The 15,795-nt window shown below is 46.3% G+C and carries 8 protein-coding genes; 1 reads left to right on the top strand and 7 read right to left on the bottom strand.

Going from position 1 to position 15,795, the window contains the following annotated elements:
- Positions 1-7: 7 nt before the first annotated feature.
- The 3 genes from GCHA_RS02200 to GCHA_RS02190 are packed head-to-tail and all read right to left on the bottom strand — an operon-like array spanning position 8 to position 5,855.
- The gene (locus tag GCHA_RS02200; RefSeq protein ID WP_318248907.1) at positions 8-3,229 is read right to left on the bottom strand and encodes a DUF1553 domain-containing protein; all 3,222 of its coding nucleotides are present in this window, start codon (positions 3,227-3,229) and stop codon (positions 8-10) included.
- A gap of 8 nt (positions 3,230-3,237) precedes the next feature.
- Positions 3,238-4,455: an NHL repeat-containing protein gene (locus tag GCHA_RS02195; RefSeq protein ID WP_007984559.1), complete on the bottom strand. Its 1,218-nt coding sequence runs from the start codon at positions 4,453-4,455 to the stop codon at positions 3,238-3,240.
- Positions 4,456-4,457: 2 nt separating this feature from the next.
- Positions 4,458-5,855: a c-type cytochrome domain-containing protein gene (locus GCHA_RS02190; RefSeq protein ID WP_007984557.1), complete on the bottom strand. Its 1,398-nt coding sequence runs from the start codon at positions 5,853-5,855 to the stop codon at positions 4,458-4,460.
- 169 nt (positions 5,856-6,024) lie between these two features.
- On the opposite strand from GCHA_RS02190, the gene GCHA_RS02185 reads away from it, so the two are divergent.
- Positions 6,025-6,915 (top strand): AraC family transcriptional regulator, encoded by an 891-nt coding sequence (locus GCHA_RS02185; protein ID WP_007984555.1) that lies wholly within the window; start codon positions 6,025-6,027, stop codon positions 6,913-6,915.
- 90 nt (positions 6,916-7,005) lie between these two features.
- On the opposite strand, the gene GCHA_RS02180 is transcribed toward GCHA_RS02185, so the two are convergent.
- The 4 genes from GCHA_RS02180 to GCHA_RS02165 form a co-directional block, all read right to left on the bottom strand.
- A complete protein-coding gene (locus GCHA_RS02180) occupies positions 7,006-8,934 on the bottom strand; it encodes a sulfatase-like hydrolase/transferase (protein WP_007984553.1) in 1,929 nt (642 codons plus the stop codon).
- Positions 8,935-9,018: 84 nt separating this feature from the next.
- The gene (locus tag GCHA_RS02175) at positions 9,019-10,590 is read right to left on the bottom strand and encodes a sulfatase family protein (RefSeq protein WP_007984550.1); all 1,572 of its coding nucleotides are present in this window, start codon (positions 10,588-10,590) and stop codon (positions 9,019-9,021) included.
- 14 nt (positions 10,591-10,604) lie between these two features.
- The gene (locus GCHA_RS02170) at positions 10,605-12,473 is read right to left on the bottom strand and encodes an arylsulfatase (RefSeq protein ID WP_007984548.1); all 1,869 of its coding nucleotides are present in this window, start codon (positions 12,471-12,473) and stop codon (positions 10,605-10,607) included.
- 1 nt (position 12,474) lies between these two features.
- The gene (locus tag GCHA_RS02165) at positions 12,475-15,714 is read right to left on the bottom strand and encodes a glycoside hydrolase family 2 TIM barrel-domain containing protein (protein ID WP_007984546.1); all 3,240 of its coding nucleotides are present in this window, start codon (positions 15,712-15,714) and stop codon (positions 12,475-12,477) included.
- Between the last annotated feature and the right edge of the window lie 81 nt (positions 15,715-15,795).

Here is a 15,795-nt window from a genome sequence, read left to right as displayed (position 1 = left end):
GCGGCTCCTAACGTTTAATGACGCTAGCGTCGTGGTTTATTAACATATTGGTTACTGTGCCTAGGGCTGCCAGCTTGATCTCATCGAGCTCACCATCAGTAGGTGCTTCGCCCACAGACAGAAACTCAGTTGCTTTGTCAGGTGCCTGGCTAAAACTGTGTTCAATATCGCTATACATTTCTTGCATCAGGGTCACTTCTGCGTCGCTTGGCACACGGCTTGTCAGTATGCGGTAGACTTTTTTCAGTTGTTCGCTGATATTTGCGGTATCGGTCAATACGCTTTGGGCTAAGACTCGAGATGCCTCAACAATTTGCGGATCATTCAACAAAGCTAGTGCTTGCAGTGGCGTACTGGTTTCTTGCCTAACACCAACGCTGTGGGCACGCGACGGTGCATCAAATGCTGTCATATTTGGCGGCGGAACACTGCGCTTATAGATGGTATACATGGAACGGCGATATAAATCTTGCCCAGAGCCTTGTTTGTAATCCATGTTGTTCATACGCCAAATACCGTCAGGTTGATAAGGGTGTACGCTTTGTCCGCCCACTTGCTCGACCAATAGACCGCTACTGGCTAATGCATTATCACGGATCATTTCAGCCGACAATCGTGCGCTTGGTCCTCGTGCTAACAGGATATTCTCTGGGTCGAGCTCTTTTAATTCAGGTGAGCTTTTAGAGGATTGAGTATAGGTAGATGAATTGACCATCATGGCGATCAGCCGTTTAACATCCCACCCAGATTCAATGAATTCTACCGCAAGCCAGTCGAGCAACTCTGGGTGTGATGGTAGTTTGCCTTGACTGCCAAAGTCTTCTGGCGTGGTGACCAAGCCTTGGCCATAAATCATCTGCCAATAGCGATTAACGACCACGCGAGACACAAGAGGATTGTTAGCATCGGTAAGCCACTTCGCTAAGCCTAAGCGGTTTTTGGGCAAGCTTTCATCAAATTCAAGGACGGTCTCAGGAACACCTGGTTGCACTGGTTCGCCATGCTCAGCATAACTTCCTCGATTCAGCACATACGCTTGTTTAGGATTCGACGCCTCTTTCATAACCATTATTTCTTGAATTTGCTCAGCTAAACTGCTGTGCTCGGCCCTTAGTTCGGTCAGATGAGCAATGTCTTGCTGAAATGCACTGTTGTATCGGTGATTGTATAGGGCTAATAAATCTTGTTGAGCAAACTCAGGTGTGCTGCTTGGAGTACCAAATACCTTAGCAACTTCCACCATGGTTAAATCAGTGTCATACACTCTTACGTTATCGACTAGGGTGTCAGGTGTGCCTCGGCTGCGCCACCTTGCACCAATTTTCAAGCCCATTTCCTTAAGCACGCCTTCTCGTGTGTGTTTGAAGTCTTTGTATAAGTTGTCTTTCTCAACACGCATTTCTAACGGCTGTCCGTCGATATAAAAATGCACCCCTGCGGCTTTTGAAGAGCCGTCATAAGTCAGAGTGACATTTTGCCATTGGTTGCGTTTAATTTTTTCTGCTGAGGTTAGCGTAATGGCATTGAATGGATAGGTATGGGCAAAGCGCACCTGCCAACGTCCGTCCTCAACAGAAACATCAAAACCTTTAAAGTTATAAAGAATACCGGCTTTGTTGTAGTGAAATAACACGCCTTCTTCTAATGTGTCAGGTATTTGGGTATCTAAACTTATGCTAAAGCGTTTAGCGCGCTCAAAGCCGTTTACCTGTGGAAAGTAAAGAGGGTCGTCGCCATTTAAGCGAATTGCTTCACGTCCCTGTTTGTTAATGTGAACCATAGCATCGCCGACTTTCTTTTTCGGGTCAGAGCCAAAGATAACTTTGCCCGGCGCATCTTTGTTGACCTGGTTTGCGATGCGCTGGTTACTGTCTGACGCTTGCAACGGGAAATACGCCACTAAGTTCTGGTTAGTGTCACGGGGGGCGCTAGGTAGATGACTGTTCACCCATTGTTTGAATTCGTTGTTATCAGCTGTGTAGCGAGAATCCATTTGTTGGGTCAGCGCATTCATTTTTGCTGTGATGCGTTTGAGTTGCGCCTCTTGTGTATCAGTAGGTAGCAGTAATGTGGGCACCGGCATATCGTTGGCATCGTAGGAAATCTGCCCTGACTCCTCGATATTGTTAAAAAATGCAGTGGTGGCGTAGTATTCCTTGGCTGAGATGGGGTCGTATTTGTGGTCGTGACATTGAGCACAATGCATGGTCAAACCGAGTAGTCCTGTCCCTACAGTTTGCACCCGATCTTTGACGTATTCCACTCTGAATTCTTCGGCGACAATCCCTCCTTCACCATTTTGCGCATGAATACGATTGAAGGCAGTCGCCAACACCTGTTCTTTTGTTGGGTTAGGCATAAGATCGCCTGCGAGCTGCCAAGTGACAAATTCATCAAATGGCATGTTTTGGTTGAATGCTTGAATGACCCAGTCCCGATAAGGAGACATATCGCGGTAGAAGTCGGTGCTGTATCCATGGGTATCGGCGTAACGCGCTACATCCAACCACTGTGTTGCCAAGCGCTCACCAAAAGCAGAGCTGGCTAACAGACGTTCAACGACCTTTTGATAGGCATCTGGGCTGGTGTCAGCAAGAAAAGCATCTATCTCCTCTAACGTGGGGGGCAGGCCAGTGAGATCGAAGGTAACACGGCGTATCAAGGTTTCTTTTTCGGCACGTGGGTTGGCCGTTAGCCCTTTATCTTCAATGGCTTTGAGTATGAAATTGTCCACAGGGGTTGCCGCCCAAGTTGCATTGTTGGGGGTCGGTAAGGCTGATTTTTCAGGGGCGATAAATGACCAATGTTTTTTGTATTTTGCGCCTTGATCTATCCATTTTCCGATCAGGGCTTTTTCTCGAGCTGAAAGCGACAGGTTCGATTCTGGTGGTGGCATGACCACGTTCTCATCATCTGACATGATGCGACGATAGGCCGCGCTGTCTTTCGCAGAGCCCGCGACTAGGGCGGCAAGACCTTCATCAGTCATGTGGCTGGTGGCACTGTTAAAGTTTGATAAGCTCAAGCCTGCTTTTGCGTTGGTTACATCTGGGCCATGACACAAATAGCAGGTATCAGACAAAATCGGTTTAACGTGATAGTTAAAATCCACCACGTCAGGTAGCGGCTCTTTAAATGCCACATCGCTTGCATCCTCACCGCAAGCAGTAAGCAGGGCTACAACAGGGAAAACGACAACAACAGACGAGAGAAAAAAATGATTTTTCATGGCTTGACCTACACACGTTCTAACTTGATGGGGTACATTTGATTGGCATTCCACTGCCCGACATACAGGTTTTCATCGTCATCTACGCACACACAATGGCAGTGATTGAATACCTGGTAATTGGTTTGCATCGGTTGCAACTGACCATCAACATATTCGGGCGCTAAACCGCCTGGGTTAGAAACCACGCGGTTATGTTTGTCGAGTATGGTGATAAAGCCTGAATTGGCGGCCATTTTTCCGTCTATGTGTGACCAACAAACAGGGGCGTAGAAATGCTCACCTTTAAATACGGGACCGCCTACGTAGGCGCCGGGTAAGTGGATATCCCCTAACCATTTTCCTTGCATTGAATACTTCTTGATGGTCTGCTCGCCCCGTGAGCTAACGAGTAAGTGTTGATTGTTCGGGTCTCGTGTATCCACGCCAACACCATGGGTGTTAACTAAGTTCAGTGCTGGATCCGCGTTGTTCGTTCCGCCCCAATGGCGTATGTACCTTCCATTGCTATCGTAGTGAATGACGAAGTCTGATCCGTAGCCATCAGTGACATATAAATCACCGTTGGGGGCGACGGTAAGATCAGTCGGCTGGTAACGCATGTCCGGTGTATAAATTCCTAACGTCACTGGGTGGCCGATGGTGTAAACCAGCTTTCCATCTATCGTTAGCTTGGCGATAAAACCACTTTGCCGATACCACTTATTTTTCCATTGATTGTCCGGACGGTTGCGATCAAGTACCCAACCACAATCAACGATGTAGATGAAATCTTCGCCATTTTCATGGGAGATTTTAACGGAATGAGCGCCAGGGTATTGCGTACCCCATGCATCGAGTAATTTGCCGTCTTTGTTATAAATAACGAAGTTGTTCACGTCACTGTCTGTGGCCATGATAATTCGCCCCTTGGCGTCAATGGCAAGGCCGTGGCTATTTTCGACAGGCACTTTGTGTGGATCTAGACGGCCCCAGTTGTAGTTGACTTTATATTGAAAATCGCCGTGGCCGATGATGCTGCCGTTGGGCGAGCGGCCCGCTTTGGGCAGCTGTTTTTTCTCTGGCTCATGAGCGCGGCTGGTATTACTTATTCCGGCCAACAATAAGGCACTGCCAAGTGTGGCGCCGCCGTGCAAAAACTGGCGCTTACTAGCATCAACATGAGATGACTTAGAAGGTGCGCCTGAAGGAGCTGTCTGTGTGGTGTTCAAATTTGTGTTTTGCATGATTATTCCACTTTCAATCCGTGTTTATTGTTCTGGGCGATCTTGGCGTCGTTACGTGCTAGCGCGCTGTAGTACATCTTGGTGTCACCGCTTAGTGAATGACGCTCAAATGCCTCAGCATCGACCTTACTGGCTGACAAATACACTTGTTGCAATGCGGCAAATTCATTGAGCATTGGCAGTACATCGTTATCAACTTGGGTTGCAAATAGGTTGAGATAGTACAAGTTGGCGGCTTTTTTCAGGGGCGCCAGTGCGTTGGTAGTCACGTTAGAGTGCTCTAAACGCAGTTTTTGTAAGTTGGGTAGTTGAGCAATGACTTCCATATGGTTTTTATTCACGCTTTTCTTTGCCAAATTTAGATACAACACATGAGATCTGACTGCGCCTAACAGGGTTAAGGTGTCTGGCGAAAGAGGTAATTCAGAGATTGACATGTCTAAGTCTAAGTAGTTTGAGTTTTGCGCAATTTGCTTGACCACAAAGCCAGCGTTGACCAGCTGTTGGTATTGCTCGTCGCTAATGGGGGGAATATCAGCTAATGATGATGAATGAATAGCAAATAACTTGCTAAGTAAAGTCTTGTGCTGTTGGTTGTGTACAAACTCAGTCACGGGCCCTTGATTGGGGGCACCTGTGGTTATCCACCATTTAATCACGGCGACTTCTTGCTCTGTAAGGGGTTTTTTGCCTTCTGCAGGCATATAGCCTTTTGCGTCATGATCTAAGGTGATGCGTTGGTAAAGCTCGCTGTGTTCTGGATTGCCTGGGACGAGCGTATCACCACTCTTGCCACCTTGTTGCAGGCTTGCAAATGATGCTAGGTTAAGTCCGCCTTTTTGTTTGCTATCGTTGTGGCAACTGGCACAGCGCTTTTCAAACATAGGGGAAATCACGTCTAAATACACATCCGCTTGTGCAAGACTGGTAATGGGCGGCCTTGGGGCTTTATGTGGTGAAAAGCCAGCAATTTGGCGAATTGGGTTCGGCGCGTACTCTACAAGGTAAGTTTCACCATGGGTCATATTGGCGCCATAGTGCCCAGTGGAAAAAAGCAGCGCGAGCACGATACTCGAAAGGCTGTAAATGGCCACCGGCGGGCTGTTGCGTTTAAATACCCACCAGCAAATCCATGCCGCTATGGCCACAGATATACCAAAGCTACGGTGAATAAATATGGCCTCTGTGCTGTAACCATCGGCTTGAGATAGCATCCAGCCCAGTACACAGGCTGCCACAGCTGATATGGCACCCCAAAACCAAACAACATTCAATAAAGCACTGCGTGGTTGCTCTTTAAAGCGAACTGCCATCTCTAGCACTGCGGCCAGCATGAGGATCCCAATAGGCAAGTGCAACACTAAAACGTGAAAGCGTGCAAAGAATTGAAATAAATCCATAGTTATCTTTAAGTGTATTTTCGATGTAATTAATGTTACTCAGATGTTAAGTCTATCTCCATTGATAATCTTGATGTATATTTGTATGAAATTGATATTTCACTAGTGAATTTGTTTGTAATTGGTCTTCTGAGTTACCGTTTTTTGTGTATTAAGGTGAGATGAGGTTATGTTAATAGAGCAATTCGAAACGGGATCAGGCGGATTTGTCTGGCAAAATCAGCAGCCTGACGCGCTATTCAGCCGAGTTCATTTTCATGTTTATGCCGCCTTTGATATGCAGATAGGTGCACAGTGGAATGGCAGTCAATTCGTTAATCACTACAACCGTGTTTACTATGTTGAATCTGGTAGAGCCGAATTACAGTTCACTGACCGTGTGCTCACTATGGAGCCTGGGTATTTGTACCTGATCCCGCCTTATCAGCTTCTGTCACACTCTGCCCAAGGAAAGCTGTCTTTCAAATGGGTGCATTTTCAGGCTAGTCTTGATGAAGGGTTGGACTTATTTATGCTCTACGGCAAGCCTTTTCGAGTCAAGTGCGCTGAGCCCGATACGACTAGCAAGCTATTTAATAAATTGATTTCAAACATGCAGGTCATGCGCCCAAGCGCAGTGCTTGAGCGTCAAAGCTTATTGCTAAACTTGCTGCGGCCATTTATGCATATATTTGATGATGTACCTCAACAGCGTAAGCACTTATTGCATCCATCACTCGTTTCGACCCTTAGCCTGATTAACAAACAGGTGGCCAACCCACCCAGTTTGGTGGCACTTGCAGAAGCTGCAAATATGTCGCCAGAGCACTTTTCGAGAAAATTTAAAGCCGCATTTAATGTTTCTCCAAAACGCTACATGTTGCACAAGCAAATAGCGCTGGCTAAACAGCGCTTATTACTTGGCTCCGATAGTATTGATAGAGTGGCCGAAAGTTGCGGTTTTTGTGATATTTTTCATTTTTCTCGTACGTTTAAAAAAGAAACTGGCGTAACACCCAGTGGGTTTCGCAAAGAGTACAATATTCGCTTTTTGCCTGGGCAACCTACTAAAGACCGTTAGCGAAATACTAAGGATTATATCTGCTAATGCGGCGAAGATATTATATTAGCCAATATATTCGCGCCTTTGCTGTGCGTTGCCTGAAACGACTTATTGATGTTGTATCAGCGTGTTTTGACTACTTAGGTGCGCCTGCCTGCTACTAAACCAATAATCGACAAGGTTTTTATCTATCTGTCCCGCTGTGGTTAGCTCACTATCCTGAATATCAAAAAGTAAGCCATGCACATCATGTAGATAAGTTGCGATATTCAATATTTCTAGTTTTTCTAGGTCAGAAGTGGTCTTTTGTAACAGTGCTATCAGTTGGGAAGCTGTGTTTTGTTCACCTAGTATGGCCAAGAATTCGATGGCCCTCGCGCGTACTAAGTTGTTTGGGTCCTGAGCCGCGATTTGCTTGACCAAAGGTAAAAACGCTGCGGCTTTCTCGGCGAACGAAGACAAAACGATAAGCGCCCAGTAACGAGACAAGGCATCTTGGCTGTTAATGTACTGAGTTAAATAGGTTTTTGAATCGCTGTAATTTTGATATTGAAGGTTGGCGATATCAAGCAACTTGGCAATATGCTTTTTTCTTGCCTGCTCAGCCTCTTGTGTGGTGGTCACTTTATTATTTACTAATACTGATTCAGGTATAAAGCTTAAATCTGGCATGCCTTTCAGTGTGTCGTTTAGTTGGTCGCGCAGACTCGTTAATAGGTTTTGGTATTGCGCCTTGCTAGCCAAATTGATTGTTTCATGGGGATCAGCCGCAATGTCATACAAACGCTCGGGCGCTCTGGGTCTAAAGAATGCGGACTGAATTTCATTGGTTCTACCAGCACGGTACAGCGCTTTCCATTGTTTTGCTGCGACTTGTCGCTCGCGATAATCGTTAAACAGCGCATCAGGGTAGTAAGGAAAATAGCTTCGAATATATTTAAAACGCCCGACACGGATCGCTCTATTGAAATCCATTTTTTCATCAAATCGGTCTGCGTAGCTAAAGGTGGTATCTCGGCTATTAAGCTCGGCTAGGCTCATAGTGTTACTTAGAAAACTTTCGCCATCCTGTTGCGGAGGTTTTTCGAGCCCTGCTAACTCGAGTAATGTTGGTGCGAAATCAATAAAACTCACTACTCCTTTTACGCGAACATTGTTAGGGGCGCTAAAATCACTGTGCAGCAGATGCTGATAGTTTTTAGGTATTCTTACTACCAGTGGAATGTTCAAACCTCTGTCATAAATTGTGCCTTTGCTGGCGGGAAGTGCACCGCCATGATCGCCAAAATAAAAAATGAAAGTGTCTTCTAACAAACCGTCGGCGCGCAGCGCGTCAAGGGTTTGGCCAATTTTGTTATCCAGTATTTGATGTTGCTGTAAATAATAGGCATGGGTGTACTGAAAAGCAGGGATATCGGGGTATACGGGAAACAAGGTAGCGGGTTGCCCTAGAGGGGGCGTTGCAGTGGTAGCCGCTGATGGTATTTCATCAGCGGCGAAATGCAGAACATGTTCGTGAGTATCTTGCCAAGTTTGCATGTGGAAAAAGGGTTGGTCTGGGTCACGGTTTTTCCATGTTGCGCTAAGGGATGAGTCATCCCAATGACCTTGTGGCTCGCTAAAGTTATAATCTTTTTTGGCGTTGTTACTGGTGTAGTAGCCTGCTTGCTTTAACATTTCACTGATAGTTTGAATGCCTTTTTTCAACACCACTTTTTGTGCGGCTCGATGAAATTGCGTCCCTATCTTGGGTGCGTACACACCCGTCGCAAGGGTAGAGCGCGCCACCGAACATACAGCTGAATTGGAATATGCATTGTCGAATACAAGCCCCTGTGTGGCTAACTTCTCGATGTTGGGCATGGGGGCACCCGCGTCGTTGTAGAGTTGCAGAAAGTGTTTTGCATTGTCTTCGCTGACCAACCATAAAAAATTAGGACGACTAACCCCGGAGGCATTTTCTGCACGGGCCAGTGCACTGCCTCCCAAAATGAGTAACAACAGGGCGAGTACACATTTAATATTTCGGTTTATCATGGGCTTTCTCGAACGAACGTGGAAACGGAAGATGCCTAGCTTCTAGGCATCTTATTCGGGGGCTATACAAGCTTTAGGTTTACCCTAGCGCGTTTGGCGATTGACCAATTCCGTTATTCGCTGGCTAAGTTGCGCAGCTTTATCAGGATGCTGTTTCAACACATTGTGTTGCTCTTGTGGATCGCTTTTAAGGTTAAATAGTTGCGGGCTAGGCATCAGGCCGGATTCAATGCGCTTCTCATTGGCTATCCACGCATTGGGCTTATCCGTTGGCGCAATATATTTCCAATCGCCCTTTCGAAGTGCCAAGGTGTATGACTCTTCAATCAGCTCAGTTCTGCCGGCAGCGTCACTGTTTAACCATGTTGCTAAATAATCTGTACTGTCGATGGCTTCTTTGTCACCTAGTTCAATATCGAGCATTGAGGCTAACGAAGCGTATATATCGATTTGGCTGGCCAGCGCATCGCTCACCCCTGGACGCACTTTGGCGGGATAATGCACGATCGTTGGTACCCGAGTACCTGCCTCATAGGCGCTGTATTTGCCGCCTCGATATATGCCAGCCGGCTGATGTTGAGACAAGGTGCTGTCTGCGCCGTCTTGATAACCGTCATTTAACACAGGCCCATTGTCACTGGTAAAGATAATGAGTGTGTTTTCCAAAGCGCCAATTTTTTTCAGTTTCGCCACGACTTGTCCGGTTATCCAGTCCATTTGCATAATGGCATCACCGCGAATACCTAAAGGACTTTTTCCTAAAAAGCGCTCGTGTGGTAAACGCGGAACATGGATATCATGGAACGAGAAAAATAAGAAAAACGGGTTGCTCGCATTGTGCTCAATAAAGGTATTGGCTTTATCTGTGAAGACTCGGTAAAACTCTTCGTCTTTCCATTCAGCAGATTTGCCGCCTTGCATAAAGCCGATACGACTGATGCCATTGATGATGGTGTCACTGTGTTGATTATCAGCTTGCTGGCGCAGTAACTCAGGATTTTCACGCCCAGTAGGGCGCTGACCTATTTTTTCAACGTAACTAACGTTAAGCGGATCGGCGGGATCTAAATTCAACACTTGGCCGTTTTCCATGTATACAGACGGCACGCGATCACCGGTTGAGGGTAGAATAAAGCTGTAATCAAAGCCCACTTGACGCGGCCCGGGTTTAACTTCTTGATTCCAATCTACTGGGCTTTCACCGTCACCTAACCCTAAATGCCATTTTCCTATCACTGCACTGGTGTAACCGGCTTTGCTGAGCATTGCAGGTAGCGTTGGTTTATCTGGGTCAATAATAAGAGGCGCATCGCCTGGTAGCACTGCCGCGTTATTTCTAAAGGCATATTCACCCGTGAGCAAAGAATAGCGTGAAGGCGTACAGGTTGCAGATGAGCTGTGGGCATCGGTAAAGCGGATCCCCTTATTCGCAAGTTGGTCAATATTGGGTGTGCTGACTAATGTTCCGCCATTGGCACCAATGTCATTGAAACCAAGATCATCCACGTAAAAGATAACCACATTAGGTTTGTTTTGCGTCGTCTGTGTCGTTGTTTGAGCTTGGGGGCGGGTATTTGCTTTTTCGCTAATACCTAATCCGCAAAGTAATAAAAAAGCGCTACCTACCAGCAGTGTTTTTCCGTTGATGAATGACATGTTAAATCCTTGTCCTAGATACGTTCAAGATAGAGATAAAAAGCGGCTTTTTCTTTCGCTAGGCTCTGTTCGTTATCAGTGAACCATGCCGTTATTTTTTGCTTGCCAGAGGCTAAGGGTAAGGTAATAGCACAGTGGGAGGCACGACCGTAAACGGGCGCTGAAAACTGCTTGTTATCGACTTGAATAACACAGCGTTTTTTATTAATGGGGGTCGCTGCGGGTGCGTCGTGAAAGTAAGCTTTGAGGCGATACTTTGCTGTCTGTTCTACATCAATGTACCAAGGCAGGGCTTGATATTTGTCTTCCTCTGTTAGCCAATGTACATAGTCCCATTCTGGCGCTGGGCCTTGATGGCCGATAAACCAAGGAACAGCTTGATTGTCAGGCACCTCCATCCAATCCATTGCATTGAGCCGTACTGGGTTTTCAGCATCATTGCCTACTGAGATATAGCGGTCTTTGAAACCACTGGCTTGCATATCTTGCCACCAGGCTAGCTTATGCTCGCGCATTTTGGTGAGTATCTCAGGGTAGGCTTGCTTTAGGTCATTTTGCTGCTTTGGGTCTTGCTTTAGGTCGAAAAGCTGCTCGCCATCTTCGCTAGAAATGTAACGCCAATGATTATAGGCAACAGCGATTGGCCGCTTTACACTGGGGTGATAAACCCGTTGGTTTGTGATCACTACAGGTCGTTCGGGTAATCCGTTGGCTTGTTGGCCGCTGAGGTAAGTGGCCAAACTGATGCCGTCAAAGGTGCCATTTGGTTGTGGAATATCGGCCAGTTCTAACAAGGTTGGCATGATGTCGAAATGGGCGGTTAAATCGGTGTAATCGCCTGCGGGTATATCGCCGTTAGGGTATGAAATAAAGAAAGGTACTCGGTGTCCCCCCTCGTAAACCTGGCCTTTGTAACCACGCAAATTGGCGTTGGGCTGCCAATCAGGAAATTGTTCTGCAAGTGCACGATGGCCCTTGGTTAATAAGGTTTTTTCATTGGTGGTATGGTAGGAGCTGCCATTGTCTGTCATAAAGATAAAAATGGTATTGTCGAGTTGTCCGTGAGTACGCAGATAGGCACGCAGGTCTCCAACTTGCTCGTCAATGTAGCTGATCATACCGTAGAAGCTGGCCATGTCTCTGCCTAAGCCAAGCTTTTCATATGGTTTAATATGCGTTTCAGGGGCTCGGTATGGACCATGAGGGGCATTGAGCGCGATATAGGCAAAATAAGGTTTTTCTTGCTGTTTATCGATAAACTTTTTAGCTTCATCAAACCAAATTTTGGTTGCGTATCCGTTGAACTTTTCAGGCTCGCCATTTCGAAAATAGGTATCATCGAACTGGGTATTTCCCCAAAAATCTGGTGTTTGTCCTACGCCACCCCCACCATGAATGAGGACTTCGTCAAACCCTTGATCTTGCGGGCGGTACGGGTAATTGTCACCTAGGTGCCACTTGCCGAATATCCCTGTTGTGTAGCCATTTTCTTGTAGCGATTCAGCAAGGGTGACATGTTCAGGGCCAAGCATGTAACGGCCTAAAATGGTGTGCCAGACCCCCGCCCTTAGGGAGTGTTTACCTGTTAACAAAGCAGACCGTGTAGGAGAGCACGTAGGGTCGACATGAAAATTAGTCAGTCTTGCACTTTGTGCCGCTATATCATCAATGTTCGGCGTTTGAATGATAGGGTTGTTATGGTATCCAAGATCGCCATAGCCTTGGTCATCCGTGACGATAAGCACAATATTTGGCTTAGGCTGCACTTCAATGTCAGCTTTCTCATTCGACACGGCTGAGCACGCAGTGAGCGGCCATAAAATACTGCCTGCCAGTAGTGTGAAGTGGCGCAACCCTAAGCGATTACTTCTTTTCAACGTCATGCTACTGCTGTCCTACTGTTAGGGTGAATTGGTATTGATACTGACCAGATGGCAGTTGGTACTTTTCAATCGGGGCTGCTTTGTCGCTCCACGAGTCGATACCGCCAACACCGGCTTGAGCAAGGTCAATGTTGACGGTGTAGATACCGCGCTCGACCAATTCGTATGGATGATTAGCTTCTTGTAAGTTCTCGGCTGACCAAGGCCAAACTGACATACTAAGATCTTGTAGGCCTTTTACGCTAAACGAGTGCTGGGCGTAATCACTTAACGTTAACCACTTCACTCCGGTGCGATTTCCGTTTTCTTGGGGCCGCGCGTAGCTGTGTATAAAGTCTGATACTAACCCTTGGTATACGTCTGTTTCTGCACTTTGATTACGGTCGATGTAATTCTCATGAGGGCCTTTACCATAGTAGGCCATGCGCTCTAGCTCACCGCTTACCGCTGTAGACATACCTACTCGCAACAAACTAGGTAAATCCGCGTCTGCATCTAGCGTAACGTTAACAGTTACATTAGCTGTAGCATCAATGTGATATTGGGTGGCGACTTTGATTGAAGACCCGTTTGTATGGCGGGTTTTCACTGTTACCCCAGTATCAGTTTGACTGTATTCAAAGCTGCTAAGGGCTAAATGCTGCGTAGCGTCAAACCATACTTTTTTGTTTTCTAGGGTTTTCCAGCCGAGGCGATCGTTATCGGTTTGTGGCCGCCAAAAGTTATGCTTAAGAGGTTCGTGTAACACCTGCAACTCATCAGCAACCAAGCTGTTTAGATAACCCGTTGTTTTATCAAAAGCAATACGCTTGTTGTCTGTGGATATGACGATTTTTGTTTCGGTGTCATCCACTTGCAAGGTACTTTTACTGATGGCTACTTTTTCAGCCGGGCGAGAGAAAGGTAAGCTAAATTGCGCTTTAGCGAGTTCGTGGCCTTTCGCTGCCCATAATGTATCTTCTGGAAGCAACAAACTAACGTTTAACCAATAATGTACGCCTGGTTTAATTTGCGGTTTCTGATAAGGGAGCATGAGGTTTTTATGTGCCCCTGGCGCCACATCGCCTGATTGAATTACCCCTTGTGAAATACGCGTACCATCCTCAGAAAGCGACCAGCTTATATCGTAGTCAGCCAAGTTATTAAAAAAGAAGCGATTGAGTACGCTTATTTCACCCTTGGCTGGGTCAAGTAAAGTAAATTCAGCTGGTTGGAAAACATATTTGGCTTCCCAAGCATGGGGATTAGGTTGGCGATAAGAGTCCATGACGCCATTCAAGCAAAAATTAGATGCATTTGGGGTGTCACCAAAGTCGCCACCATAGGCAAGGTAGGTTTCGCCTTGTGCGTTTTGAGTTTCTAAGCCTTGGTCAATCCAGTCCCAGATGAAGCCGCCAATCAGGTTGGGTCGTGCTCGAACCATTTCCCAGTATTCAGCGAGATTTCCCAGCGAGTTGCCCATGGCGTGGGCGTACTCACACATTAAAATAGGGCGGTCGATATAAGGACTGTCTGCTAAGCCTTTTAGATCCTCAAGGGTGGGGTACATTCGGCTAATAACATCAACAAATTTTGGATCAGTTGGATTAGCAAGGGGCGTAAAATACTGACTTTTTTCTTCTGCGGTCGGGTAGCGCTCACTCAAACCGACGTATTGTGGATGGGTGGGATCACCTTGTGCGCCTTCGTAATGCACAAAACGAGTGGGATCTTTATCTTTCAGCCAACCTGCTATTGCGGCAAAGTTAGGGCCTGTTCCGGATTCATTCCCCATGGACCATGAAATAATAGACGGATGGTTTTTATCTCTTTCCAGCATTCGCAAAGCACGCTGACTCATTGAGTCATTCCACTGAGGTAAGTTGGCAAGTAGGCCACCAACGCCATGAGACTCGATATTGGCTTCATCCATGACATATAAACCGTACTCATCAGCGAGTTCATAAAAATACGGATCGTTAGGGTAGTGAGAGGTGCGCACCGCGTTAAAGTTAAACTGCTTTAGCTTAATAACGTCTTGGCGCAAGTCTTCTCGGTTGAGTGCCTTGCCTTTTTTGGCGTCATGGTCATGACGATTCACACCAATAAGTTCAACGCTTTGGCCGTTAATAAGTAGTTCGCCTTGCGGGCTAATGTTAACGTCGCGAAATCCCACCCGAGTGCTTCGGGTTTCAACCAGCTTTCCTTGTTGGTTGTGTAAACTTAATACTAGCGTGTAGAGATTAGGGGTTTCTGATGTCCATAGGGCAGGTTTGTTTACTTTGGTTTTCATGAGGCCAAATGCAAAGTTATCTCGCTGGGGATAAGCCACACGCGTTAACCTAGTGGCATCAACTTGCATTTGCGTATTCTCTACCTCTTGGTTCATCGCGTTGTATAGGGTTGCACTGACTTTCCAACCTGCTAAATTTTGTCGCTCAGGGTTAGACAGCTTGGGATTGATTTCAATCACACCTTGTTGGTAGTTGTCACTCAAGTGGGTTTGCACGAAAAAATCATTTAAAGCGACCTTAGGTTGGGCCATCAGTAAGACTTCTCTGTGAATACCGCTTAATCGCCAGTGGTCTTGGTCTTCTAAATAACTGCCATCACTCCAGCGAAACACTTGCACTGCTAACGTATTTTTACCGGGCACTAGGTAATCGGTAATATCGAATTCCGATGGCAGGCGGCTGCCTTGTGCATACCCGACTTTTTGGCCATTTATCCACACGTAATAGGCTGAGGTGACCCCGCCAAAATGCAAAATAATCTGCTCATTTTGCCAGTCTTTCGGTACGCTAAAGTCTGTTAAATAGGAACCTACAGGATTATCACGGGTGATCAATGGCAATACGATGTCGTTTTCATCTTCAAACATCGGATAGACCGAGTTGGTATAAATCGGTGTGCCGTAGCCCTCTAGTTCCCAGTTTGCCGGCACCGTAATGGAAGACCAAGATTGGCTGTCAAAATCTGTGCGATAGAAATCCTTAGGTCGATTTTGACTTTTCTCTGCAAAATGGAACTTCCACTGGCCATTTAAGCTTTTCATGGTGGATTGACTGCGATCTCGGGTTAATGCCTGCTCGGTGGAGTCAAAAGAATAGGAGGTGGCTCTAGCAGGTAACCGATTGATGTGTATAACGTCTGGGTTTTCCCAATCGTTTTTGACCTCAATTGGTTTTGCACTCCCCGTAGCGGGCAGCCATAAACATACTTGGGTAATGATGAAGAAAGTGGCATAACGGGCGTAAAGCATGTGGTAAAACACCTCTTTTATTTTGTAAACCCACCTTAAAAATAAGCACTGTAAATTTACATGTTAATTGATTGATTCATA

It is taken from the genome of Paraglaciecola chathamensis S18K6 (assembly GCA_000314955.1).
Lineage (GTDB): Bacteria > Pseudomonadota > Gammaproteobacteria > Enterobacterales > Alteromonadaceae > Paraglaciecola > Paraglaciecola chathamensis.
This window is presented reverse-complemented; position numbering and strand designations above follow the sequence as displayed.

Bases quoted from the DNA above. Each gene is read 5' to 3' on its own strand.
- GCHA_RS02180 (WP_007984553.1), bottom strand. From the start codon at position 8,934: ATGATAAACCGAAATATTAAATGTGTACTCGCCCTGTTGTTACTCATT.
- GCHA_RS02195 (WP_007984559.1), bottom strand. From the start codon at position 4,455: ATGCAAAACACAAATTTGAACACCACACAGACAGCTCCTTCAGGCGCA.
- GCHA_RS02190 (WP_007984557.1), bottom strand. From the start codon at position 5,855: ATGGATTTATTTCAATTCTTTGCACGCTTTCACGTTTTAGTGTTGCAC.
- GCHA_RS02165 (WP_007984546.1), bottom strand. From the start codon at position 15,714: ATGCTTTACGCCCGTTATGCCACTTTCTTCATCATTACCCAAGTATGT.
- GCHA_RS02185 (WP_007984555.1), top strand. From the start codon at position 6,025: ATGTTAATAGAGCAATTCGAAACGGGATCAGGCGGATTTGTCTGGCAA.
- GCHA_RS02200 (WP_318248907.1), bottom strand. From the start codon at position 3,229: ATGAAAAATCATTTTTTTCTCTCGTCTGTTGTTGTCGTTTTCCCTGTT.
- GCHA_RS02175 (WP_007984550.1), bottom strand. From the start codon at position 10,590: ATGTCATTCATCAACGGAAAAACACTGCTGGTAGGTAGCGCTTTTTTA.
- GCHA_RS02170 (WP_007984548.1), bottom strand. From the start codon at position 12,473: ATGACGTTGAAAAGAAGTAATCGCTTAGGGTTGCGCCACTTCACACTA.